We start from the raw sequence: 24,514 nt of genomic DNA on the forward strand, positions 1-24,514 counted from the left end.
ATTGGAGCCGCGATGATCGATGAATTGATGGAAGAGGAAGTGCTGGTGCAGGAAGACCGCGTCTGGCAGGACAACGGCTGGACTGCGCGCGTCATCAAGAATGAAGATGACGATGGCTGGGCGGTGGCGATGATCAAGGATGGCGAGGCGGAACCGGCGCTGGTCGGTCCCTGGACCATGGGCCGCGACAAGAAGAACCCGAAGCCGCTGGATGTGAATGCCTTCAACACCCTGGTGAAGACCGCCAGTGAAGTGATCCGCCGCCACGAGCAGCAACTGCACGCCCAACTGCACCGCAGCGTGCGCGTCCACACCGAGGGCGCCGCCTACATCACCGTCAACCTCGACATCACTCCGGATGAAGACGATCCCTTCGCAACCCTGACCGCCTTCGATCCATTTGGCGAAGAACAGGCACAGGTGCGGGTAGCGCCGAATTTCAAGCTGAGTGTCGCAAGTGCGACGGCGTGGATGGAATCGGGATACCGCAAGCCTTCCGGTTCGCAATAACTTCTCGCTTAGGAAATGAAATGCCCCGGCGGTCAATACAGGCCGAACAATTTGCCGCCGAGGCCAAGAATCATTGTCGTGTTGGCGAGCGTCAGCCCGATCATCCAGCGCTGGTTAATACTGATCTCGCGACGTATTTCTTTGAACCCATCCTCCAGGCGATCGGTTCGTTCAAGGATCAGCTTTCGCAGTTCAGTTATGGCAGCATACAGGCGATCAATGTCTTGTCGGTTGGTTTCCATAATTGCTTCAGTTCTCGCAATGCGTCCTTCGAAGTCCATGTCTTCCCCCATATATGAGTCTTAACTCTGACTCACCCATGAGCAACAGGATTTGAGATTAGACAGTACGCCGCGAAAAAAGTTCACGAGCTTAGCGCCCTGTTCGCAACAATGCGTGAACTTTCCAGTCGAATCCGCTGCTAATCTGGTTTGCGCAAGCTCAATTGTCGACGAGCCGCGCGACGATATAGTCGCTAGACGCCATTGCGGCGATTCCCATTCGGTCCATCAACCAACTGCTTATCAGGAGGCTCAGCATGGTCGCAAGCTCCAGCAGCAAGGTCGTCCAACTCGGTTCTTACAAGGCATCCAGGCGAAACAACTCGATCTCCGGCTTATCGTCAGGGGCATTCATGACGGTGCAGCTTCACCTGGCCCATTCGTCAAGCTTCGCTGGCGCGGGCATCATTGCAGGCGGGCCGTTCCGGTGTGCGGAGGTGTTCCGGCCGGACGACATGATGACTGCCGAAGATGCTTGCATCGAAAACTCGCTGTACATCTGCATGAATCCTCTGATCCCGCAGGTGTCGCCGGATGCGCATAAGCTCGCGGACATGGCCCGGCAGACGGCAAAGGCAGGGATGATCGATGCGGTGGCCAATCTTGCCGACGATCGCCTCTATATCTTCACTGGCAGCGCGGACGACGTGGTCGATTCGGACGTGGTGGCGCGGACCCGCAAGTTCTATGAGCTGCTGGGCGTGAAGCCGGCAAATATCCGTTACGTCGACAATGTGCCCGCAGGGCACAGCATCATCACCGACAACCCGGAGGATTCGGGCCTGTCCACCAACCAGCCGCCCTACATCAATAATGGCGGCTTCATGCAATCGCACGACATCCTGCGCCATATCTACAGCGACCTGCAGCCCGCGGCGGAAAGCCTTTCCGGCCAATTGCTGCGATTCGACCAGACCGAATTCTTTGCCGACGCGACTGACCGGGCCAGCATGAGCCAGTTCGGCTATATCTACATCCCGTCCAACGTCGCGGCAGGGAAGGTGAAAGAGCCGCGCGTGCACATCGCGCTGCATGGCTGCAAGCAGGGCTACAACTACACCGATTACGTCAACGGCCGCGCCGATATCGCCAACCAGCCGCCGTACGGCAACCGCTATTTCACCACCACCGGCTACAACCACATCGCGGAGAGCAACGACATCATCGTGCTGTATCCACAGGCCGAGGGTACGGACAATGACGCCGTGCAGAACCCGGATGGTTGCTGGGATTGGTGGGGTTATACCAGCGCTAATCCGCAAGCTCCCGACTACTATTCGCGCGAAGCGGTGCAGATCAAGGCGATCCACGCCATGCTCGACCGTCTTTGCGCCTGAGCGACCCTGGAGGACGATATGAGCAAACTTCCCGTTTCCGTCGGTTTGAAGTCGATCGATAAGCCAGGCGTTCCCGCCTTGCGCGAGTCCCGGGCCATCGCGCCGCTGGCTGTCTCAATCAAGGCCGGCAGGCTGGCGCAGCGGCAGGCATCGCGCATGCTGCACAACAGCGTATTGTCGGCGGGGCTGGCGAGCCGCTTCGGTGATCCGCAGGTCTGGAGCGAATGGCTGCAGCTGCAGGCGGCCGTCATGCAGCGCCTGCACCAGCAGAACCTCGATTGGCGCCAGGGCTGCGCCATCCTGGCCGAGGACTATGCCCTGATCCGCCATGCCAACACCATGTCCAAGATGGTGGAAAAGCAGGGCAACTTCTTTTCGCAATGGACGCTGCTGTTGACCAACCAGGCGACCAGCCTGTTTGAGCTGATGGAGAACATCCACGTCGATTACGGATATTGGGCGAGCCAGAAGACTTCAATCGAAGCAAGCTAGGCGTTATTGACAAGCTAATATCCGGCGACTTTCAGTTTCCGGATTTTAGATGCGTTACTTGTTCCTTGCCCTGATCGGCAAGGGACGGCTCACATCCGAAAAGGCCGTTGAAATGGACGCCTCCGGAAAGGCGATCCGGCTGGCCGATTCCGGTCGACGCCACTCCGGTCGCTGTGCGCGACAATCAGCTGATGTTCGAATATGGCGATAAGCGCTATTGGGTCGAGCCGGACGGAAAAGTCCAGCGCGCAGGCAAGCTTTCGCTGCCTGCGGTGACGGAAACGCAGTGCAAGACCGCCATTGAGTTCAAGGACGCCGACTACGTTCATTGCGAGGCGTTTCCCGATATGGGGACGCGCGCGCCGCGAACGATCGCTTATGAAGGCGCCTGCGCCTAGAAGCCCAGCGAATAGCCTAGTGTTACGCTGCGTCCACGTCCTGCGAAATAGCGGGCCGGTTCAACCAGGGCGCTTTGCGAATAGTAAGTGATGTAGTCCTTGTCGAACAGGTTGGCGATGCCGACGCGCAGCTCACCTTTACCCAGCTTGTAGCCGAGGGATGCGTCGGCCAGCGTATAGCCGCTGAATTCCTTGGCCGGATCGTCGAAGCTCTGGTTGAAGGCGTGCTGCACCTGGACGAAGGTGGACAGCTTGTCGCTCCAGTCGGCGCTCCAGCTTGCGATCAGGCGGTTGGGAGCCACGTTCAAGCCGTCCAGCTTAGCATCCAGGCTGCCGTCGCTGTTGCTGTCGTAGCGGCCCTTGGTGTAGGCGTAGGCAATGCTGGCGCGGTGCGCTTTGCTGAAGCGGTAGGTTGCGCTGGCATCATAGCCCTCCAGGCGCGTCTTCTCGCGCGCCATGTTGAAGACACCATTGACCGAAATCACGCGCGCGCCGAAATCGGAGTCGGAGCGGTAGTACGCGGCGTCCAGGTCCCAGTCGCCATTGCGCACGCGGGTGCCAAGCTCGATGCCCTCGGTCAGGATCGGCTCCAGGTTGCGCATACTGCTGATCTTCTGTCCGGGCGTGTTGATGGAACGCAGGGTGCGGCCGATGTCCGGCAGGCCGAAGCCTTCGGAATAGCTGGCATAGATGGTGACGTCCTTGGCGGGCGTGAGCACCAGGCCCGCGTTGGCCAGCGTTTCATTGAACTTGATCTTGCCGCCTTCGACGAAGGTATTGTTGTATGCGGCGAGCGTGCGGTAGCTGTCCACCTTCAGGTCGGCGTTTTCGCGGCGTACGCCGGCATGCAGGGTGAGGGTGTCGAACACCTTGTATTCGCCCTGGAGGAACAGCGAAAGATTGGTGTACTTCGATTCGGGCACGAAGGTGCGGCCGGTCAGGTACATGTCCTGTTTGCCTTTGTCGGACAGGGTATCGAAGCCTACGGTCAGCTTCATGCGGCCGTCAAGCAGGCCAGCCTTGGTCAGGCCGGTCTTGCTGCCGAACTTGGAAGCGACGGCGCGCGACTGATCGTATAAAGTGCCGCGCGGTGCGATCTTCACGTCCTGGAACGTAGCTGATCTGTCGGCGCCGAACAGGCCGACGAATTCCTGGTTGAAGACCATGGCGGACAATTCCATGCCCGCCAAATCGAAGTGGTTGTAGCTGGCGCTGCTGGTCGACACGTCGTTCCAGGCCGGAACGCCGGGCGGCGTGCCTTCCACCGAAGTGGAAGGAAAGCCGCGCGTGCGGTCGCCGGCCACGCCGAGGTAGCTGGCCTTTGACTTGATGCGGTAGCGGTTGACGGAGAACTGCAGCTTTTGCTGGTCGTCCGGACGGTAGCCGATCTTGGCCAGCACGTCGTAGCTGCGTGAGTCCATCAGGTCGCCCTGGGTGACGTCGACGCCGATGCTGCGGCCTTTGCCGTCCAGGTAAAGGCCCTGGTCTTCATAGGAAGCGGCGAACAGGTAGTCCAGCTTGTCCAGCCGGCCGTCAATGCGGTAGCTGGTCTTGTAGTTCAGGGTGTCGCCTTCGACATGCGTGGTCGGCGCGGTGACCTGCACGTCGACATGCTGGTTCATCGTTCCTTTTTCCGGGCGGCGCGTGATGATGTTGATGGTGCCGCCGGTTGCACCGAGGCCGTTGATGGCGTTCGGGCCCTGTACGATTTCGATGCGCTCCACCATGGAGTAGTCGATGGTGTGGGCTTCGCGGCCGGTCGGACGCACCGGATTCGATTGCGGCACGCCGTCGACCAGGATCAGCGGCGTGCGGCCTCGCAGCGTTTCGCCGGAGCCGTTCATCTTGCCGCGACTGGGCGTGTACGAGGGCAGGATGCTGCTCAATACATCGGACGAATTGCCCGAAATGGCCAACTGCCGTTCGATCTCCTTGCGGGTAATGACCACCACCGTTTGCGGCGCCTTGTCCGCTGCGACATTCGAGCGGGAAGCCTGGATGACGACGGTTTCGATAACGGGATCCTGCTGGTCCTGGCCCTTGGTTTGCGCCTGCGCTTGTGCGGACAGGCCAAACAGGACGGCTGCGGCCAGCGGGCGGTATTTGAACGGGAATGGCTGGTACGACTGCACTGGGAGCTCCTTGACGACTTGCGATGACCAAGGGCTGGCAGGTTGCTGGCTGAGGTGAGAATGTTTCTCATTATCATTCGCGCAAGCTGCTGCTGTCAACGCCGAGTGCGCGGGCCCCAGCCTGAAATATCGTTGTACGGCTCGGTGAATTTCGCAATTGTTTGGCGTGTGCCGTTGCTTGCACAATCCAGCCTACCGCCAATCTTCCCCCGAATCGACATGATAAAAACATCCTTGCCTGTAGCGCTGATCGCGTCCGCATTCTTGCCGCCGGCTTGCGCCGCGGCTGCACCGTTAATCGTTTCGTCGCCGGATGGGCGAACGGCAATCCGGATCGAACGGGATGCCAGCCGCTTCAGCGTTTCACGCGGCGGACAGACGGTGATTGCGCCGTCGCCGATCGGACTGGAGTTCGATGGCGTCCCTGAACTGGGCGCGCTCGTGCTGGAAAAGCGCAAGGACGTCAAAGTCGACCAGGTCATTCCGCTGATCGCTACCAAGTCGGCGCAAGCGGCGGACCGTTATCGCGGTGCGACGCTGGTGTTCCGCGAGCGGGGAGCTGCAGGGCGCCGCTTGTCGATCGACCTGCGGGCTTATAACGACGGCGTGGCCTTCCGATACCGTATTGATGGTACTGAGCCGGTGCGGCTGCGCGGGGAAAAGACGGCGTTCGTTCCGGCAGGCGATCCGGAATGCCTGGTGACTGTAGCGGACCGGGCACACGAAGCATCGTTCGAGCGCATGCAGCTGTCGCAACTGCGCGCCGGGCAGGCGTACGACGTGCCGGTAGTGTGCACCGCGCCTTCCAGCGGTACCGCCTACGCCATCACGCAGTCGAACCTGGGCGGCTACACCGGCGCATCGCTTATCCGCGAGGGCAATGCCCTGAAGCTGCGGCTGTCGGCGCCGCCGGAGCGCAGCGCGCCGGCCTTCGTCTCGCCGGCAGGACTGGCCACCGCGTGGCGCGTCGTGATGATGGGAGACCGCGTCGGCGACTTGATCGGCTCGCACCTGGTCGGCAACCTGAATCCGGCGCCGGCAGGGGACTTCAGCTGGGTCAAGCCGGGCAAGGCAGCCTGGGACTGGTATTCGGGCCCATTGGCCGGCATGAAGCCGGACATGGCGAGCTATAAGCGCTTCATCGATTTCGCCGCCGCCGCAGGATTGCCGTACTACCTGATCGATGCCGGCTGGGCGATGGGCAGCGGCCCGGAATGCTGGATAGCGCTGCCGGGCACCGATATCACCCGCGCGGCGGATGGCATCGACATGCCGGAACTGGTGCGCTATGCGGCCGCCAAAGGCGTGGGCCTGATTTTGTGGGCCCACTGGGAGCACGTGGCGCAGCGCATGGATGAAGTGCTGGACACCTATGCCCGCTGGGGCATCAAGGGCGTCAAGATTGATTTCATGAACCGGGACGACCAGGATATTGTGGCGTACTACTACCGGGTCGCGGAGGCGACGGCCAGGCGCAAGCTGCTACTGGACCTGCACGGCGCCTATGTTCCGGCCGGCTTGCAGCGCACCTATCCGAATTTCATTACCCAGGAAGGCGTGCGCGGCGCCGAGTGGAACAAGATGGACAAGAGCATCACGCCCCGTCATAACCTGATGCTGCCCTATACCCGCATGCTGGCCGGGCCGATGGATTACACGCCGGGCGGCTTCCGCAACGGCACGCCTGCCAGCTTCGCCGTGCGCGAGGTGAACCCGCAAGCGCAAACCACGCGGGGCCAGGCGCTGGCCATGTACGTGGTGTACGACAGCCCTCTGCAGATGGTGTCGGACGATCCCGGCGCATACCAGGATGCCGACGGCTTCGATTTCGTGCAGCGCGTGCCGACCGCCTGGGACGACACACGCTTCCTGTCCGGCACGCCGGGCCAGGACATCGTGCTGGCGCGGCGCAAAGGCGACAGCTGGTACCTGGGGGCGATGAGCGCGGAAGAGGGCGAGCGGGTCGAGCGCGTGGCGCTCGGCTTCCTGCCCGAAGGCCGCTACCGCGCCACCGTGTGGCAAGACGGCGACACGCCGAACGCGGTGTATCGCGTTGTGCGCGAGGTGACTTCACGCGATGTGCTGTCGCTGCGGCTGGCAGGGGCTGGCGGCGCGGTTGCGATCATCGAGCGCTTGCCTTGAGCAAAGGCAGCACGCCGGTCGCATGGCCGGGGGTGTTGAATTTCATCCATCGTTTTGCGAATTATCGCAATTGCGGCCGAGTACCAATGTTTGCAATATATAGTGAACCCGCGAATGGCTGCGGCCGTCGCGGGGGGACGCACAATTTAAACAAAAGCAGCAAACAGGGGATATTCCATGAGGAGACAAACGATGTGGTACCAGAATTCAGCATTCGCCATTGCCTGTGCCGCGATGCTGGCCGCCTGCGGCGGCGGTGGCGGCGGTAGCGATGGCGGAGCAGTGCAGACAATGGCTTTCAGCTTCCCGGGCGGCACCGAAGTCGCCATTCCACCTGAAGTGGCAAGTACTACCTTGAAGGCGACCGCCAGTTCCGGCGGTCCGGTCACGTTCACTTCGAACACGCCGGACGTTTGTTCGGTGAGCGGCGACAAGCTGTCGCTGCTGAAAGCGGGCGAGTGCTCGGTGACCGCCACCCAGGCCGGGTTCGAAGGCTACGCCCCGGTTTCGCAACGCCAGCTTTTCGTGATTCCCAAGCGGCCGCATATGGTCTCCTTCCGCAATCCGGGAGCGCAGGCGCTTGATTCGCAGCCGGTGGCACTGGCTGCAGTGTCCGACCTAGGCCGGCCCGTCACCTTCTCATCGAGCACGCCAACCGTGTGCACCGTCAGCGGCAGCACGATGACCAAGGTTGGCAATGGCCTGTGCACCATCACCGCCCAGTCGGACGGCGGCGATATCTATGCGACGGCGACCATGGTCAAGAATATTCCGATCGGTACCGAAAAGGCGCCGGTACTGACGCACTTCAGCGGCTTCAAGGACGCCTCGACCACCAAGGAAGGCGGAACCATCAACGGCTACGCGGGCGTGAACCTGAACGGCTGGTGGTGCAATGGCTGGTGCGACCAGGTCCTGTCGGAAGACGGCAACAATCTCAGGTTCACCTTCAACGTCAAGCTGGACAAGCCGAACGACGGCAGCTGGATTGGCGGCTACTACGGCTTGCATGTCCTGGGCGCCGGCCTGAAGGAAATCTCCAAAGTCGGCCCGATGATCAGCGGCGTGCGAATCGACTCGCAGGCGTCCATGAAGTTCCGGATCGCTCAGAACGCCGAATGGATCAACACCGGCAACAACACTGTCAACGTCGACCTGGTCCTCGGCCACTTTGCGCTAAAGAACGGCAAGGACGCCTGCAACGTGACGCTGCGCTCGAAAGTCAGGCCCGCCACCACCGACGCCACCGACTACACGGTCTCCTTGCGCGATGTGACGGTCGCCGAGTCGTGCGGCCTGAGCGACATCAACACCTGGAATGAGCTGCAGGACTACCCGATCGTCCAGGTCTCGTTCAACGCCGACAGCATGAACGTTTCGGTTTCCAGTACTCCGCTGGACAAGCCTACCTACCCGACCCGGATTACGTTGACCGGCCCGATTACCTTCCAGTGATGCGCCAGCAAGCAAAGCAGATAACAGGATAAATATAATGAAGAGAATAGAGACAACGAACGCCAGGCAGCCACTCAAGATGACCGCGCTGGCTTTCGCCGCAGCGCAGCTTGCAATGCTGTGCAGCAGCGCCGCGCAGGCCCAGGCCCAAGCAACGGAGCCGGCGGCCAAGGACACTCCGGCAGTGGTGGTGGTGACCGGCCAGCGCCGCCAGGTCGAAACCGCACAGCGCATCAAGCAGGAGTCTGAACTGATCGTCGACTCGGTGGTGGCCGACGAAGCCGGCAAGCTGCCCGACAAATCGATTACCGAAGTGCTGCAGCGCGTGGTGGGCGTCACCATGGACCGCAACCGCACGCGTACCGGCGCCAACCTGGCGGCCAATGGGCTGGGGTTCGACGTGGAAGGCTCGGGCATCCAGGTGCGCGGCCTGTCCTGGGGTTCCTCCACGCTGAACGGACGCGAAACCTTTTCGGCGGGCTGGCCCGGCCGTGAGCTGAGCTGGGGCGACGTGCCGCCGGAACTGATGGCGGGCGTGGACGTGTACAAGAACCCTTCCGCCGACCTGATTGAAGGCGGCATCAGCGGCCAGGTCAACCTGCGCACGCGGCTGCCGTTCGACACCAAGGGCCAGAGCGGCGCGCTGACCGTATCGGACAACTACGCGGTGCTGGGCAAGAAAAACTCGCCGGCTTATTCCGGCCTGTACTCGAACCGCTGGCAAACCGATATGGGCGAGTTCGGCGCGCTGGTGGATCTGTCGTACGGCAAGACCACCAGCCGTTACGACTCGATCGACCAATCCGTCTATTACCCGAGGAGCAACCTGGTTCCCGGCCGGACTGTGTGGGTGCCGGTGGGCGCGTCCTGGGGCACCAGCACAGGCGAGACTGAACGCAAGGGCTTCTACGGCGCCCTGCAGTGGAAAAAGAACGGCAAGGAATCGTCGCTGACCTATTTCGACTCTGCGTTTCGTTCCACGAACTTCGGCAACAATATTTTTACCGGGGGCGAAGATCCCTACCTGACGAAATATGCGGACGCCAAGTACGACAGCAATGGCGTCTTCCAGTCCGGCATCCTGAGCTATCCGATCGGCGGCAAGGGCGCAAACCAGTTCGCCGAGGGCGGCCTGCGCATGGGCACTACCCGCAATTACAGCGACGTGAAAGGGCGCACGCGCGAGCTGGCCTGGAACTTCAAGTGGCAGGCCAACGAGCGCTGGTCGTTCCAGAACGACCTTCAGTGGGTCCACTCCACCAATTCGGGCGATTTCGGCATGATCAATCTTGGCACCTTCGTGCCGAGCATGGGTGTGGACGTTTCCGGTGCGCGGCCTGCGTTCAATTTCGATGAGAAGGCGCGCAATTTCCTGGCCGATCCCGCCAATTATTACTGGGACATTTCGCAGCCTGACGTCAACAAGGCCAAGGCGGACCTGTATGCGTGGAAGGTGGACGGCAAATATGTCTTCGACCACCCGGTCCTGCGCGACGTGCGCTTCGGCATGCGCCTGACCAAGCGCTCTTCCAGGAAAGACAAGAACGCCGGGACCGGCTGGAAGTCCTTCTCCGAGGAATGGGGCGTAGCGACCACCAAGGTGGCGGGGCAATTGCCCAACCCGGCCGACCTGGGCTGGCAGCGCAGCAACTTCGGCTACCTGAGCGACCCGCGCTATGCGGCGCTCGGCAGCGTCGAAACCTTCGCTTTCCCGAACTTCTTCAATGGCCGCATGAGCTCACCGCCGACGATCGTGGTGCCGACCCGGGCCCTGATCCAGGACAAGCCGGCCGCCTACCAGAAATTGTTGACCGCCCTGCGCTATAACTGCGAGGACGCCAATGCGATCAAGGGCACCAGCACCGATTGCTCGCAGATGGGCAGCGACTGGGTACGCGATAGCTTCAGCGACGAGCCGAAGTACGTCAGTGAGCACAGCGAAGGCACGCAAGCGCTGTATGGCAGCCTGCGCTTCGGCTTCGACGACTGGAAATATCCGGTGGAAGGCAATGCCGGCGTGCGCGTGATCCGTACCAACACGGTGGCGCATGGCTATACGGTGTTCAAGCCTAGTTATAGCGATTCGACCCCGCCAAGCCTGCCGCGCTTCGGCACGATCGACGAGCCGATGGACCTCAAGTCGAATCACATCGACGTGGTGCCGAGCCTGAACCTGAAAGCCAACCTGACGGACAAGCTGCAATCGCGCTTGGCGCTGTCGCGCGGTATCTACCGCCCCGGCTTCGACCAGCTGCAGGAGTACATCACCCTGAGCCAGAACGTCACTATGGACAGCGGCGGCAAGAACATCAGCATGGTCACCTACACCGGCAAGAACGATGGCAACGTGAAGCTGAAGCCGCTCAAGGCGAACAACGTCGACCTTTCGCTGGAATGGTACCCTCAGAACGGGCAGTCGCTGACCGGCGTGGTGTTCTACAAGAACGTCAGGGACATCATCATGTCCGAGACTTACACCCGGACGATCAAGGACACGGCCGGCAACGAGCAGGACTTCGAGATCACCGGACCGGCCAATGCCGCCAAGCTCTGGCTTGCCGGCGTCGAGATCGCGGGCCTGACCTACTTGGACAAGCTTCCCGTCCTGGCCGAGCGTCTGCCGGAGTGGGCGAAAGGGTTTGGCGTGTCCGCCAACTTCACCTACACGCACGGCAAGCAGGAGCTGTATCACCCCTTCAATATGCCTTATTGCAATGCAGGCAGCCTGTCGATCGGCGGCAACCTGTATGGCTGCGACACCAACGGCTTGCCGTTCAAGGACTTGCCGGTGCCATACATGTCGAAGCGCGCCTTCAACGCGGCATTCATGTACGACCGCGGGCCGATCTCGGCGCGCCTGGCGTACAGCTGGCGTGACCGCACGCTGCTGGCGACCGGTGTGTACGGCGCTTCGGGCGACAAGGGCACCAGCGCCGATCCGGTGCGCATTGCCGCCAACGGCGGTGTCGCGCCGACGGACGTGGGCTGGGGCCTGCCGGTCTGGCAGGAGGCCGTGGGGCAGTGGGATGCCGGTATCAACTACCGCTTCGGCGAGCACTTGTGGGCCAGCTTCAACGTCAGCAACCTGACCAATGTCGTGACGCGGCAGACCAACCAGCAGGCCCCGGGCAACATGGGCCGCTCCTGGTACGACCCGGGCCGCAGCTATCGGGTGTCGGCAGGTTATACTTTCTGACGCTGATCGCCGCGCCGCCCTGGGCCGGCGCGGCAAGCGCTGCTGCCACTTGGCATAAACTTGGGGCATCGGCCCGTTGAAGGATTAACTTGCCGTAAATCGATGATCATTTCTTCTGCTACCGATTACCGGGAAGCCGCGCGCCGCAAGCTGCCGCCGTTCCTGTTCCACTACCTTGACGGCGGGGCCGGCACCGAAACCACGCTGCGGGCGAATGTCGACGACTTGCAGCAGGTGAACCTGCGCCAGCGCGTGCTGAAAGGTTCGGAGGAGCTTGACCTGTCCACCGAATGGTTCGGCGTGAAGCAGGACTTGCCTCTGGCGCTGGCGCCGGTCGGCCTCACCGGCATGTATGCCCGGCGCGGGGAAGTGCAGGCGGCCCGGGTGGCGGCGGAACGCAATATTCCCTTTATCCAGTCCACGGTTTCGGTCTGTCCCTTGAAGGAAGTGGCGGAACAGTCTTCCAGGCCGCTGTGGTGCCAGTTGTACGTGCTGAAAGACCGCGGCTTCATGCGCGATTACCTGCAACGGGCGCGTGACCTGGGCATCAAGACCCTGGTGTTCACCGTCGACATGCCGGTGCCCGGTGCGCGCTACCGCGATGCGCATTCCGGCATGAGCGGCCGTAACGGCCCGCTGCGCCGGGTGCTGCAGGCCATGCTGCATCCGCGCTGGGCGCTGGACGTGGGCCTGCTGGGCAAGCCGCTTGACCTGGGCAATATTTCGGCCTATCGCGGCAATCCCACCGGCCTCGCCGATTACCTGGGCTGGCTGGCCGCGAACTTCGATCCGGGCATCGACTGGAATGACCTGCAATGGATCCGCGACGAGTGGCAGGGGCCGATGGTCATCAAGGGCATTCTCGACGCGCAGGATGCGCGCGACGCCAGGTCCTTCGGCGCCGATGGCATCGTCGTCTCGAACCATGGGGGGCGGCAGCTCGATGGCGCCCTGTCAACGGCGCGGGCGTTGCCGGCCATCGCCGAAGCGGTAGAAGGGGACCTGACCATCTTCGCCGATTCCGGGGTGCGCACCGGCCTTGACGTGGTGCGCCTGCTTGCGTTGGGGGCGGACGGGGTACTCATTGGCCGTGCTTTCGTCTACGCGCTGGCGACCAGCGGTGCAGCGGGCGTGCGCAACCTGCTTGCCATCCTCGAGAAAGACATCCGTACCAGCATGGTGCTCACCGGCGTGAAGTCGGTGCGCGATATCGGCGCCGACATTCTCGCCTGAAGCGAAGCTGGTTTGGCCGGCGTTGCTTTTTCACGAGCTGCGTTGTACAGTATATATGCAAAACATAATCCAGGAGGAATAGTGAAGAGACGGGAAATACTGAAACACCTGGGCGCGGCCATTCCCGCATTGGCCGTGGCGCGCTACGGCCAGGCGGCGGCTGGCAGTGCACCGCAACATGAAGCCATGGCGCGCGGACCCTTCAAGCCCGACTGGGATTCGCTGGCTGCCTACCGCACGCCGGACTGGTTCTGGAACGCGAAGTTCGGTATCTGGGCGCACTGGGGGCCGCAATGCGAGCCCGAATTCGGCGACTGGTATGCGCGCGGCATGTACGAAGAGGGCAGCGATGCCTACAAATATCACCTGAAGAAGTACGGTCATCCATCGCAGTTCGGCTTCAAGGATGTCATCCATCAGTGGAAGGCGGAGCGCTGGGACCCGGACGCGCTGGTTTCCCTGTACAAGCAGGCCGGCGCCAGATATTTTGTGGCGCTGGCTAACCACCACGACAATTTCGACCTGTATGCCAGCAAGTACCAGCCGCAGTGGAATTCAACCCGGCTGGGTCCGAAGAAGGACCTGATCGCGGGCTGGGGCGTGGCTGCCAGGCGCCACGGCTTGCGCTTCGGCGTCAGTGTGCACGCGGCGCATGCCTGGACCTGGTACGAAACTGCGCAGGGCGCCGATAAAACCGGCCCATATGCCGGCGTCCCCTACGACGGCAAATTGGCTACAGCGGACGGCAAAGGCAAGTGGTGGCAGGGACTTGACCCGCAAGCGTTGTACGCGCAGAACCATGCTTTGAGCAAGACCCGCCATACCCACGAACTGTGGGATTGGGGGAACGGCGCCTCGGTTCCCGACCAGGCTTACTGCGAGAAGCTGTATGACCGCACCGTTGAACTGATCAACAACTACGACCCCGACCTGGTGTACTACGACGACAGCAAGCTGCCGCTCTGGCCGGTCAGCGACGTCGGCTTGCGCATGGCGGCGCATATGTATAACCGCAGCATCGCCAGGAAGGGCAAGCTGGACGCCGTCGTCAACGGCAAAATTCTCGATGAACAGCAGCGCAAGACCATGGTGTGGGACATCGAACGGGGCCAGAGCAATGTGATCGAGCCGTTGCCCTGGCAGACCTGCACCTGCATCGGTAGCTGGCATTACGATCGGCGCGTGTACGACAACAAGGCCTACAAGAGCGCGCAAACGGTGGTGCATACCCTGATCGATGTGGTCAGCAAGAACGGCAATTTGCTGCTGAGCGTTCCGGTGCGCGGCGACGGCACGATCGACGAACTGGAACGCGCCATCGTCGAGGAGATCGGCCGCTGGCTCGCAGTCAATGGCGAGGCGATCTACGACACGCGGCCATGGTCGGTGTTTGGCGAAGGGCCGTCCCTGGCCGAGTCGTCGCCGCTCAGCGGGCCTGGCTTCAATGAAGGCAAGAACAAGCCGTTCACTTCGGACGATATCCGCTTCACGACCAAGGGCGATGCGGTGTATGCCATCGTCATGGGCTGGCCGGCCAGCGGCAAGGTCGCCATCAAGGGCATGCAAAGCGGCAGCCCGCAGATGACGAAGGCGGTATCGCGGGTTGAACTGGTGGGTGGGAGCGCGCTGGCCTTCACGCAAGGGCCGGATGGTTTGCAGGTAGCCTTGCCGGCCAATGCGCCGGCGCTGCCATATGCCTTCGCGCTGAAAATTACCTGAAGGGGATGTATGAAGAAAGGTCTATTGGCTGCGGCTTGCCTGCTGTCGCTGCATTGTGCGCAGGGCTTGGCCCAGCAGGCGCCTGCGAACGCCACGGATGAAGAGCGCTCGGCGCTGAAGTCGAAGTCCGATTCGGGCAAGTTGGCTCCGGAATTGCGGCTGACTGCGGAAGACATGCGATGGTGGCAGGATGCGAAGTTCGGCATCTTCATTCACTGGGGGCTGTACGCCATCCCGGCCAAAGGGGAATGGCATATGCACAACGACAAGGTCGATCCCCAGGAATATGCCAGGCTGGCGAATCAATTCAAGCCAAAGCATTTCAATGCGGACAGCTGGGCACAGATGGCCAAGGATGCGGGCGCGCAGTACATGGTGATGACGGCGCGGCACCACGACGGCTTCGCCATGTTCGCCAGCAAAGCGAGCTACCGGAATTACGACTCCGGCCACTCGGCAGCGCACAAGGACTTCATCGCCGACTATGTCGCAGCGGTGCGGCGGCGCGGCATGCGGGTCGGCATCTATTATTCGCCCATGGACTGGCGCTTCCCCGGCTATTTCGATCCCAAGGGATTGCCGGACAACGCGGCCCTGATGAAGAGGCAGGGGTATGGCCAGGTGCGCGAATTGATGTCCAACTACGGCAAGATCGACATCCTCTGGTACGACGGGGGCTGGCTGGCGCATCGCGGCAGCGATGCCGATGCAGCCTGGTTCTGGCAGCCGGAGATCCTGAATGCGCAAGTGCGCAAGCTGCAGCCCAAGGTCGTGATCAATCCGCGTTCGGGGTGGCAGGGCGACTTCGATACCGAAGAAGGCGGCCAGCCCGTCACCGGACCGATACGCAAGAAACCCTGGGAGAAGACATTCTCGATCGGGCCGGCATGGGGTTACGTGGCGGGCGATGCCATGCAGCCGGGCCAGGTGATCCGCCTGGTGGTAGACGCCGTGGTAAGGAATGGCAATGCCCTGGTCAATATCGGGCCTGATGCGGACGGCCGGATTCCGGACAACCAGGTGCGGACGCTGCAAGGCATCGGCGCCTGGATGCGCGTCAACGGGGAGAGCATCTACAACACGCGGCCGGGACCTTTCCAGCCTGTTGACGGCGTCTATGGCTCGACCATGCGCGGCAAGAACGTCTATGTCCACGTGCTGTCCTGGCCTGGCGACAGCCTGAAGCTTCCTCCTTTGCCAGGAAAGGTGGTTTCGGCCAGCACCCTGGCTGGTACGCCGGTTCGCTTCAGCCAGAGCGGCAGCGGCATCGTCGTCAGCATGGAGGCCGCCAGGCACGATGCTGTCGATACCGTCATCAAGCTGGAAACCGATGCCGATCCTGGCATGGCCGCCGGCGCCGACTGACGATCAGGCGCTGCTGCCAGCGAAGGTGCGGCTCACCCGTTGCAGGTGCGCGCGCATGGCCTTGCGCGCACCTGCGGCATCGCGCGCAGCGATGGCGTCGAAGATGGCGCGGTGGTCGAGCAGGGTGGCCTTGCGCAGTTCTTCGGTTCGGTAGTGTTCCTTGAGGCGGTGCCACAGGTTGCTGCGCTGGCGCCAAAGGTAATCGATGACGCCGACCAGCGCTGCATTGCCGCTGGCGCGCGCAATCGCAAGGTGGAAGTTGCTGTCCGCCTGCTCGTTGGTGGCGCGGTCTTCGTGGCTGCGCTCCATCTCCAGCATGGCGGCCAGGATGGCGTCGAGCGCCGTCGCGCTGGCGTTCTTCGCCGCCATGGCGGCCACTTCGGTTTCGATGACGCTGCGGGCGGACAGCACCTCGAATGGTCCCGGGCCGGCTTCCGGCACGGCGGCCGGCGATGCCGCATCCTGGTTGACGTAGACGCCTGAGCCCCCGCGCACTTCGACTACGCCGCCCAGTTCCAGGGCAATCAGCGCCTCGCGCAGTGACGCTCGGCTGACTTGCAGCGAGGCGGCCAGCTCGCGCTCGGGCGGCAGGCGTGCTCCGGCGGCGATACCCTGTTGCCGGATCAGTTCCTGGATGCGTTCGGCGACCACCCGGTACATGCGGGCTTCCGGCTGGCGCGAAGTCGATGGCTGCGTGTCGGTCATGTCGTCATTCCTTCGATTCGGTAGAAGCGGCGGGCGTTGTTGCCGAACACCGCTGTCCGCTGCCGTTCATCCAGGCCTGCCAGCAAGGTTTCGCTGGCGTCGACCCAGGCCGCATAGTCGGTTGCCAGCAGCAGCACCGGCCAGTCGCTGCCCCACATCACGCGCTCCGCGCCGAACACCTGCAGCACGTGGTTCGCATAGGGTTGAAGCTGCTGCACGGTCCAGCCCGGGCCGGCTTCGGTGACCATGCCGGACAGTTTGCACTCGACTTGCGGCAGGGCGGCCAGGCGGGCCAGGTCGCGCAGCCATTGCGCATCCGGCATGCCGTCCATGGCCGGCTTGGCCAGGTGGTCGATCACGATTGGCAGCGCGGGGTAGCGCCGTGCGAAAGCGTATAGCGCAGGCAGCTGGCGCGGCAGCACCAGCGCATCGAAACCGAGGCCGTGGCGCAGCATGGCTTCCACCGCGGGCGCCAGGGCAGGATCGTCGATCCAGTTGTCGTCGGCCAGGTCCTGCAGCATGGGACGCAGGCCGCGCAGCCTGGGGTGGGCCGCCAGGGCGGCAATGCGCTGCGGCGCATCGGGCGCTTTCAGGTCGGTCCAGCCGACCACGGCCTGCACGAAATTGTGGCGGTCGGCCAGGTCCAGCATGTAGCGCGTGTCGGCCTCGTTGGGCATGGACTGCACCAGCACTGTGCCGGCAATGCCGCTTTCGCGCAGCAGGGCGGACAGGTCTCCGGGATGGAAGTCGCGGTGGATGGGCGCAAGCCCGGGCGGCGGCCAGGCGCCGTTGCGGGCGGCCAGTTGCCAGAAATGCTGGTGGGCGTCGATGCGTGTCATGATTCGGAGTCTAATAGGGCGGGGAGGGGCGGCATGGCGTGCGCCGGAATGATGGCGCCGTGGTGCATGACGACGGTGGCGGCAAGGGCGCAGGCGAATTCAGCAGCCTGGATGTAGGTTGCGTCAGCCAGCCGCTGCGCGAGATAGCCGGCATTGAAGCTGTCGCCGGCGGCGGTGGTGTCCAGCGCCTGGACTTGAACTGCAGGGACGTGCGCAGCGCGGCCACAGGAACCGCCAAGCAGGCAGCCGCCGGCGCCGAACTTGAGCACTACCTCCGGCACGCCCAGCGATTCGATGCGCTGCAACGCCCGCGCCGGATCGGCTGCGCCGTGCAGGACCACTTCGTCGTCAAGGCTGAACAGGGCATGGGTGCTGACGCGTGCGGCGCGGTCCATCCATTTGGCGGCGGTGGCGGCGTCCCACAGGGCGGCGCGGTAATTGTTGTCGAGAGCGACCCAGCCGCCAGCGGAGCGCACTGTTTCGGCCAGGGCCAGCAAGGCCGTGCGGCGGTCATCGTCCAGGATCGCCAGCGTGATGCCTGTTACCAGCAGGACGCGGCATTGGGCCAGCGCCGCGCCAAGTTGCGCCAGGTGCGCGGCGGACAGCATGGAGCGTGCCGCCGACTGGGCGCGCCAATAGGCGAAGCGGCGCTCGCCGCCGGCGTCGGTTTCGATCGCATACAGCCCGGGCGTGCCGCCTGGCCGCGTTTCGACCAGGCTGTCGTCGATGTGCTCGGCGTGCATGTGGTTGCGGATCAGGATGCTCATCGCGTCGTCGCCCAGTGCGCTGAGGTAGCGCACCGGCAGGGCAGGGACCAGCCGCTTCATGTAGACCGCCGTGTTGTAGCTGTCGCCGGCGGCCGCGTGGAGGATCGTGCCGTCCGGCTGCGGGCGCAGCTCCAGCATGCATTCGCCGGCCGACCAGAATTCGCCGTTCACGCTGCGTAATCCGTCACAGGCCGCGCAGCGGCAATGCGCAACGCTGCTCGCAGGCGCGGCTGGGCCAGCGGCAATTGCATCCGGTTGGCCAGCGCGAGCACGGGCAGCAGGCGGCGCCGCTTCTTCTCCTCGTGGTTCTGCGCGATATCGGCCAGGCGGTGGGCCAGGAAGGGATTGTTGAAGCGGTCGCGCACCTGCGCCAGGTAGGCGCGGGCGATATTGCCTTCGCCCCGCGCCTGGAACACGGGCAGCACTTCCTCTTCCCAGAGCGCCTCCAGTTCCGCACGCAATTTTGGATCGGACATGGCCTGCAGCACGGTTTCATCGTCGGGGCGGCCCCATTGCAGCCACTGTTCGGCCAGGAAGGTGTGACCCAGGTTCAGCAGGAACAGCTTACGTCGCTCATGCGGTTCCAGCTTGTCGGTCACCACGATCTGGGGATGAGTGCATGGCAGCACCATGTTCTCCTGCGCTTCGATGACCCAAATGGCATAGGGTTCGGCCACCGCGCCGGCCGGCTCGATCGGCTCGGAGACAATGCGGTCGACCAGCGAATTGACCCACACGCAAGTGTCCTCCAGGTAGGCCAGGAAGGCGTCGCCAAGCTGCCACTCGCGCGCCAGCTTGCAGACCAGGCCGCGCAGCACGCTGCCGTTATTGGCCACCAGTTCGCAAGGATACAGCGTGAGCGGCGCCGCGCCGTGCCGGAAGCGGTGGTGCAGCAAGTCCAGCAGCTTGGCGGGGTAGCTGCGTGGCGGCTCTGCGGCGCCGAGCAATGCCGGGACATCCTGCCCGGACAGCTCGTAGCCGCGGTCGCCTGTGTTGGAGATGATGACCTGCGCCGGTCCAGAAGCCAGCGCTCGGACTGCCGCCCAGTCGCGGTCGGCATGCAGGCCTGCTGCAATGGAATTGACGCGGTGTTCCTGGTCGACCACGGCGCCGCCTTCGAGGCCGCGGATGCGCACCGGGTAGCCGCCGGGCGCGTTGAACGCCGCCAGCCGCTGCGCGCTTTGGACGCTGCCGGTGGTCTGGACCACGGTGATCTTGCCAAGCGCCTTCTGCTGCTCCAGCGCCTGGTGCACGAACAGGTCGACGTGCGCCTGGAGGAAGCGGCTGGTGCCGAATTGCAGGATTGGAGTCGACATGGCTTATACCTCGACGATGGCCTTGATCACGCCGGCGGCGGGATCCATCCATTGCGGCAGCACGTCCACGAAATCGTCCAGGGTGGTGCGGTGGGTGTTCATCAAGCCGGTCGGAACCAGTCCTGCCTTCATTGCCGCCAGCACCGTGTGGAAGTCGTCCGCGGTGGCGTTGCGGCTGCCCAGCAAGCTGGTTTCGCGCTTGTGGAATTCGGGATCGGCAAAGGAAATGCGGTCCAGCACGATCGACACCAGCACATAGGTGCCGCCGTGGGCGACGAACTCCAGGCCGCGTTCCATCGCCTTCACATTGCCGGTGGCATCGAACACGACGTCGAAGAATTCGCCACTGGTCAACTCCGACAACCGGACCCTGTCTTCCGCGCCGACGGTGACTGTGTGCGGCACGTCGAGCGCCTTGCGGCAGAACGCCAGGCGGTCTTCGCGCGCATCCAGTACGGTCACCTTGCCGCCCTGGAGCTGGGCGAACAGGGCGGCGGCAATGCCGATCGGCCCGGCGCCGACCACCAGCACATTCTGTCCGGTACGGATATTGGCGCGGCGCACGGCGTGCGCCCCGATTGCCAGGAATTCCAGCATGGCGGCGTCGTCCAGGGAGATGCCGTCAGTCTTGAACACGAAGCGCTCCGGCAGCGCCAGGTACTCGGCCATGCCGCCGTCGCGGTGCACGCCCAGCACCTGGATATTGGTGCAGCAATTGGTCTTGCCCTGGCGGCAGGCGACACAGGCGCCGCAGGACAGGTAAGGCATCACATAGACCTGGTCGCCGGGCGCCATTTCGCTGCCGGCCGGCGCACTGACCACTTCGCCCGACAGTTCGTGCCCCATGACCCGCGGGTACTGGAGGAAGGGCTGGGTGCCGCGGAAGATATGCATGTCGGTGCCGCACAGGCCAATGCGGCGCACGCGCAGCAGCACCTCGCCTTCGGCGGGCTGGGGCAAGGGACGCTCGACCAGTTCCAGTTCGCCCGGCGACTGGCATACGACGGTTTTCATCATGGTTCTTTTTTCCGTATCGAAGTTTGGACGTGCTTGCATTGTACGGCATATATGCCATACAATCGAGACGTCAATGCAGCAATTTTGCCTATTTTTCCCGTAAGGAATTCTTATGCCTGACCCGACGCCTGCGGCGCCGCGCCTGCTGTTGATGGCTCCCGAAGATAACTGCCTGATTGCACGCATGCCGCTGTCTGCCGGCGAGGCGCTGGAGATCGATGGCGCGCCCGTCACCCTGCCGGAAGCTATTCCGCTTGGCTACAAGGTGGCGCGCCGCGCGCTCAAGGCCGGCGAGAAGGTGTTGCGCTATGGCGCCATCATCGGCACCGTGTCGGCCGACGTTGCGCAGGGCGCCATGCTCCACACGCATAATCTGGCCAGCGATTACATTCCAACCTATACACTGGCGTCGGACGCCCATTCTTTCATCGGGAGCACCCACTGATGCCGCAAGTTAAACTGCCAGCATTGTCCGGATACCCGCGCGCCGACGGGCGCAAAGGCATCCGCAACGTCGTCGCCGTTGCCTACACCGTCGAATGCGCGCACCACGTGGCGCGCCTGGTCGTCAATGCATTCCCGGGTCAGGAAGTGCACCTGATCGGCTTCCCGGGCTGCTATCCGAACGACTACGCCGACCGCATGATGAAGCGCCTGGCGACCCACCCCAACGTCGGCGCCGCGCTGATCGTGTCGCTAGGCTGCGAGAGCTTCAACCGGCGCGGCCTGGAAGAGGAGGTTGCCGCCAGCGGCCGCCCAGTGCATACCATCACCATCCAGCAGAACAGCGGCACCCGCACCAGCGTTGCCGACGGTATCGAGTGGGTGCGGTGGGCGCGCCAGTCGCTGGATGCGCAGGAACGCGTGCCGATGGGGCTTGATGAACTGGTGGTGGCGACCATCTGCGGCGGCTCGGACAGCACCAGCGGCATCACCGCCAACCCCGCTGTTGGCGTGGCCTTCGACCAGCTGGTGGCCGGCGGCGCCGCCTGCATCTTCGAAGAAACCGGTGAACTGGTGGGATGCGAATTCCATATGAAGCGGCGCGCCGCCACGCCTGAACTGGGCGACGCCATCGTCGCCTGCGTAAACAAGGCAGCCCGCTACTACACTGTTCTCGGGCACGGCAGTTTCGCCCCTGGCAATGCCGATGGCGGCCTGACGACGCAGGAAGAAAAATCGCTCGGCGCCTATGCCAAGAGCGGCGCATCGCCGATCAGCGGCATCCTGAAGCCGGGCGACCAGCCCGATGGCGGCGGCCTGTACTTGCTGGACGTGGTTCCCGATGGCGAGGTGCGCTTCGGCTTCCCGAACATTTCGGACAATGCGGAAATCGTCGAACTGATCGCCTGCGGCGCCCACCTCACGCTGTTCACCACCGGGCGCGGCTCGGTGGTCGGCTCGGCGATCGCACCTGTGATCAAGGTGTGCGCCAATCCCGATACTTACCAGCGCCTGTCTGAAGACATGGACGTCAATGCCGGCCGCATCCTGAGCGGCGAGGCATCGCTGGAGCAGGTCGGCACGGAAATCGTGCAACTGGTGGCCGAGGTGGCCGGCGGTGCGCAAAGCTGTTCGGAAGCGCTGGGGCACCAGGAGTTCATCCTCACCTATAAGCAGTTCGAGCCGTCCGGCCCCGGATGCTTTCCGTTGAAAGCGGCATGAGATGCAGGCGTACGACAAGCGCAGCCTGCCGCGCAGCGGCCTTCCGCTGAGCAGCCTGGGACTGGGCTGCGCCCAACTGGGAGGCTTGTACCAGGCGATGGGCGACGCCGAGGCGCGCGCCATCGTCGATACCGCCTGGGACCTTGGCATCCGTTATTTCGATACCGCACCATACTATGGCTACACGCTGTCGGAACGCCGGCTGGGCGCCGCGCTGCGCGAGCGGCCGCGTGACAGTTACGTGGTCAGTACCAAGGTGGGCCGGCTGCTGCTGCCCGACGCCGGCGTACAGCCCGGCGAAAACGGCTGGGCAGAACCGTTGCCGTTCCGTCCCCATTTCGACTACTCCTACGATGGCGTCATGCGTTCGCACGCTGATAGCTTGCAACGCCTCGGCATGGACCGGATCGACATCCTGTACGTGCACGATATCGGCCGGGTCACGCATGGCGAAAAACATGCCCATTACTGGGACCAGTTGACGCATGGCGGCGGCTTCCGCGCACTGGCCAGGTTGCGCGAGGAAGGCAGCGTCGCCGCCATCGGCCTGGGCGTCAACGAATGGGAAGTGGTAGTGGACGCGATGCGGGCCTGCGATATCGATTGCGCATTGCTGGCGGGACGCTACACCCTGCTCGAACAGGCTTCGCTGGCGCCGCTGCTGGACCGCTGCGTCGAGCGCGGTATCGGTATCGTGATCGGCGGGCCGTTCAACTCAGGCATCCTGGCCGGGACCGGGAAATTCAATTACGAGGACGCTCCGGCGGACATCATTGCGCGCGTCGAGGCCATTGCCGCCGCCTGCGCCCGGGCGGGAGCGCCGATCCAGGCGGCCGCGCTGCAATTTCCGATGGCGCATCCGGCTGTCGTGGCCTGCATTCCGGGCGCGCAAAGCCCGGCGCAACTGCGCCAGAACGCGGAATGGTTCGCGCAGTCGCTGCCTGCCGCATTGTGGGAAGCCCTGTCACAGGCGGGCCTGATCGACAGCCGCGCGCCGACGCCGCACGGCGCCTGACAATTTTGATAGACGTGTGAAGGAATGAAATGAAGCTGTTACGTTTCGGCCCCAAGGGCCAGGAAAAACCCGGCCTGCTCGATGCACGGGGCGTAGTACGCGACTTGTCCGGCCTGCTGCCGGACCTGACTTCGGCCCATCTCGGCAAGGCCTGGCTGGACCGCCTGGCTTCCGTTGACCCAGCGCAGTTGCCGCGCGTCGAGCAACCGGTACGTTTCGCACCTGTCGTGGCCGACATCGGCAAGCTGATTTGCGTGGGCCTGAACTACTCCGACCACGCCGCGGAATCGGGGATGGCGGTGCCGTCCGAACCTGTGCTGTTTGCCAAGGCGACCAGTTCGATCATCGGCTGCAACGACCCGGTCGTACTGCCGCGCGACTCGGTCAAGAGCGACTGGGAAGTAGAGCTGGGCGTGGTGATCGGCACCCGCGCACGCTATGTCGACATCAACAACGCGCTCGATCACGTGGCCGGCTATTGCGTGGTCAACGACCTGTCCGAGCGCGAATACCAGCTCGAACGCGGCGGCCAATGGGACAAGGGCAAGGGCTGCGACACCTTCGGCCCGGTCGGCCCCTGGCTGGTCACCGCGGACGAAGTGCCCGATCCGCAAAACCTCGACATGTGGCTGGACGTGAACGGCAAGCGCTACCAGGCAGGTAACACGCGCACCATGGTGTTCACCGTGGCGCACCTGGTCAGCTACATCAGCCGCTTCATGACGCTCAACCCGGGCGACGTGATCAGCACCGGCACCCCGCCTGGCGTCGGGCTGGGGCAAAAGCCGGAGCCGGTTTACCTGAAGCCGGGCGACCGCATGGCGCTGGGCATTGAAGGCCTGGGCCGGCAGGACCAGACCGTGCATGCCTGGGACCCTGCCTTGATCGATGGTTGAACGGCTGCTGGACCAATAAAACACCAAGGCGCAG

21 protein-coding genes are annotated in these 24,514 nt (G+C 63.4%); 14 read left to right on the plus strand and 7 right to left on the minus strand.

The features are described 5' to 3' along the window. Positions 1 to 12: 12 nt before the first annotated feature. Entirely contained in the window at positions 13 to 510 is a 498-nt protein-coding gene (locus tag ACN9MW_RS13860) for a hypothetical protein (protein ID WP_426171516.1), read from the plus strand. Positions 511 to 542: 32 nt separating this feature from the next. On the opposite strand, the gene ACN9MW_RS13865 is transcribed toward ACN9MW_RS13860, so the two are convergent. Further along, positions 543 to 791 carry a hypothetical protein gene (locus ACN9MW_RS13865; protein WP_426171517.1) on the minus strand — a complete coding sequence of 83 codons (249 nt, stop codon included), beginning with the start codon at positions 789 to 791 and terminating at the stop codon, positions 543 to 545. A 257-nt stretch (positions 792 to 1,048) separates the two neighbouring features. Here ACN9MW_RS13865 and ACN9MW_RS13870 point away from each other — a divergent pair, with 257 nt between their 5' ends. From ACN9MW_RS13870 to ACN9MW_RS13880, 3 genes are all read left to right on the plus strand, one after another. Continuing rightward, entirely contained in the window at positions 1,049 to 2,128 is a 1,080-nt protein-coding gene (locus ACN9MW_RS13870; RefSeq protein WP_426171518.1) for an extracellular catalytic domain type 2 short-chain-length polyhydroxyalkanoate depolymerase, read from the plus strand. A gap of 18 nt (positions 2,129 to 2,146) precedes the next feature. Beyond that, on the plus strand, positions 2,147 to 2,620 hold the full coding sequence (locus tag ACN9MW_RS13875; protein WP_426171520.1) for a hypothetical protein: 474 nt from the start codon (positions 2,147 to 2,149) through the stop codon (positions 2,618 to 2,620). Between the two features lie 107 nt (positions 2,621 to 2,727). After that, on the plus strand, positions 2,728 to 3,018 hold the full coding sequence (locus ACN9MW_RS13880; RefSeq protein ID WP_426171521.1) for a hypothetical protein: 291 nt from the start codon (positions 2,728 to 2,730) through the stop codon (positions 3,016 to 3,018). Here ACN9MW_RS13880 and ACN9MW_RS13885 read toward each other — a convergent pair. Beyond that, on the minus strand, positions 3,015 to 5,150 hold the full coding sequence (locus tag ACN9MW_RS13885; protein ID WP_426171523.1) for a TonB-dependent receptor: 2,136 nt from the start codon (positions 5,148 to 5,150) through the stop codon (positions 3,015 to 3,017). The genes ACN9MW_RS13880 and ACN9MW_RS13885 overlap by 4 nt on opposite strands. 219 nt (positions 5,151 to 5,369) lie before the next feature. Here ACN9MW_RS13885 and ACN9MW_RS13890 point away from each other — a divergent pair, with 219 nt between their 5' ends. From ACN9MW_RS13890 to ACN9MW_RS13915, 6 genes are all read left to right on the plus strand, one after another. Continuing rightward, complete coding sequence (locus tag ACN9MW_RS13890) at positions 5,370 to 7,292, plus strand: glycoside hydrolase family 97 protein (protein ID WP_426171525.1); 1,923 nt, start codon at positions 5,370 to 5,372, stop codon at positions 7,290 to 7,292. 192 nt (positions 7,293 to 7,484) lie between these two features. Further along, positions 7,485 to 8,747: a hypothetical protein gene (locus ACN9MW_RS13895; RefSeq protein ID WP_426171526.1), complete on the plus strand. Its 1,263-nt coding sequence runs from the start codon at positions 7,485 to 7,487 to the stop codon at positions 8,745 to 8,747. 37 nt (positions 8,748 to 8,784) lie between these two features. Next, complete coding sequence (locus tag ACN9MW_RS13900) at positions 8,785 to 11,943, plus strand: TonB-dependent receptor (protein WP_426171527.1); 3,159 nt, start codon at positions 8,785 to 8,787, stop codon at positions 11,941 to 11,943. Positions 11,944 to 12,045: 102 nt separating this feature from the next. After that, a complete protein-coding gene (lldD, locus tag ACN9MW_RS13905; protein WP_426171528.1) occupies positions 12,046 to 13,176 on the plus strand; it encodes an FMN-dependent L-lactate dehydrogenase LldD in 1,131 nt (376 codons plus the stop codon). Positions 13,177 to 13,257: 81 nt separating this feature from the next. Then, positions 13,258 to 14,895: an alpha-L-fucosidase gene (locus tag ACN9MW_RS13910; RefSeq protein ID WP_426171530.1), complete on the plus strand. Its 1,638-nt coding sequence runs from the start codon at positions 13,258 to 13,260 to the stop codon at positions 14,893 to 14,895. 9 nt (positions 14,896 to 14,904) lie between these two features. Continuing rightward, positions 14,905 to 16,260 carry an alpha-L-fucosidase gene (locus ACN9MW_RS13915; protein WP_426171532.1) on the plus strand — a complete coding sequence of 452 codons (1,356 nt, stop codon included), beginning with the start codon at positions 14,905 to 14,907 and terminating at the stop codon, positions 16,258 to 16,260. 3 nt (positions 16,261 to 16,263) lie between these two features. On the opposite strand, the gene ACN9MW_RS13920 is transcribed toward ACN9MW_RS13915, so the two are convergent. Genes ACN9MW_RS13920 through ACN9MW_RS13940 form a run of 5 tightly spaced genes read right to left on the minus strand, consistent with a single transcriptional unit; the run spans position 16,264 to position 20,901 of the window. After that, positions 16,264 to 16,965, minus strand: coding sequence for a FadR/GntR family transcriptional regulator (locus tag ACN9MW_RS13920; RefSeq protein ID WP_426171533.1), 702 nt, complete (start codon positions 16,963 to 16,965; stop codon positions 16,264 to 16,266). Further along, positions 16,962 to 17,804, minus strand: coding sequence for an amidohydrolase family protein (locus ACN9MW_RS13925; RefSeq protein ID WP_426171535.1), 843 nt, complete (start codon positions 17,802 to 17,804; stop codon positions 16,962 to 16,964). The genes ACN9MW_RS13920 and ACN9MW_RS13925 overlap by 4 nt, the downstream gene beginning before the upstream one ends. Continuing rightward, the gene (locus tag ACN9MW_RS13930; RefSeq protein ID WP_426171537.1) at positions 17,801 to 18,742 is read right to left on the minus strand and encodes a sugar kinase; all 942 of its coding nucleotides are present in this window, start codon (positions 18,740 to 18,742) and stop codon (positions 17,801 to 17,803) included. The genes ACN9MW_RS13925 and ACN9MW_RS13930 overlap by 4 nt, the downstream gene beginning before the upstream one ends. Next, entirely contained in the window at positions 18,739 to 19,887 is a 1,149-nt protein-coding gene (locus ACN9MW_RS13935) for a mannitol dehydrogenase family protein (protein WP_426171538.1), read from the minus strand. The genes ACN9MW_RS13930 and ACN9MW_RS13935 overlap by 4 nt, the downstream gene beginning before the upstream one ends. Positions 19,888 to 19,890: 3 nt before the next feature. Next, the gene (locus ACN9MW_RS13940; protein ID WP_426172196.1) at positions 19,891 to 20,901 is read right to left on the minus strand and encodes a zinc-binding alcohol dehydrogenase family protein; all 1,011 of its coding nucleotides are present in this window, start codon (positions 20,899 to 20,901) and stop codon (positions 19,891 to 19,893) included. 115 nt (positions 20,902 to 21,016) lie between these two features. Between ACN9MW_RS13940 and ACN9MW_RS13945 the strand changes: the two genes are divergently transcribed. The 4 genes from ACN9MW_RS13945 to ACN9MW_RS13960 are packed head-to-tail and all read left to right on the plus strand — an operon-like array spanning position 21,017 to position 24,480. Next, positions 21,017 to 21,349 carry a UxaA family hydrolase gene (locus tag ACN9MW_RS13945; RefSeq protein WP_426171539.1) on the plus strand — a complete coding sequence of 111 codons (333 nt, stop codon included), beginning with the start codon at positions 21,017 to 21,019 and terminating at the stop codon, positions 21,347 to 21,349. Beyond that, the gene (locus ACN9MW_RS13950; protein ID WP_426171541.1) at positions 21,349 to 22,569 is read left to right on the plus strand and encodes a UxaA family hydrolase; all 1,221 of its coding nucleotides are present in this window, start codon (positions 21,349 to 21,351) and stop codon (positions 22,567 to 22,569) included. Before ACN9MW_RS13945 ends, ACN9MW_RS13950 begins: the two co-directional genes overlap by 1 nt. A 1-nt stretch (position 22,570) precedes the next feature. Continuing rightward, entirely contained in the window at positions 22,571 to 23,584 is a 1,014-nt protein-coding gene (locus ACN9MW_RS13955; protein ID WP_426171543.1) for an aldo/keto reductase, read from the plus strand. A gap of 29 nt (positions 23,585 to 23,613) precedes the next feature. Next, the gene (locus tag ACN9MW_RS13960) at positions 23,614 to 24,480 is read left to right on the plus strand and encodes a fumarylacetoacetate hydrolase family protein (RefSeq protein ID WP_426171545.1); all 867 of its coding nucleotides are present in this window, start codon (positions 23,614 to 23,616) and stop codon (positions 24,478 to 24,480) included. Positions 24,481 to 24,514: the final 34 nt, after the last annotated feature.

This window comes from Pseudoduganella sp. R-34 (genome assembly GCF_049904655.1).
Classification (GTDB): domain Bacteria; phylum Pseudomonadota; class Gammaproteobacteria; order Burkholderiales; family Burkholderiaceae_D; genus Rugamonas.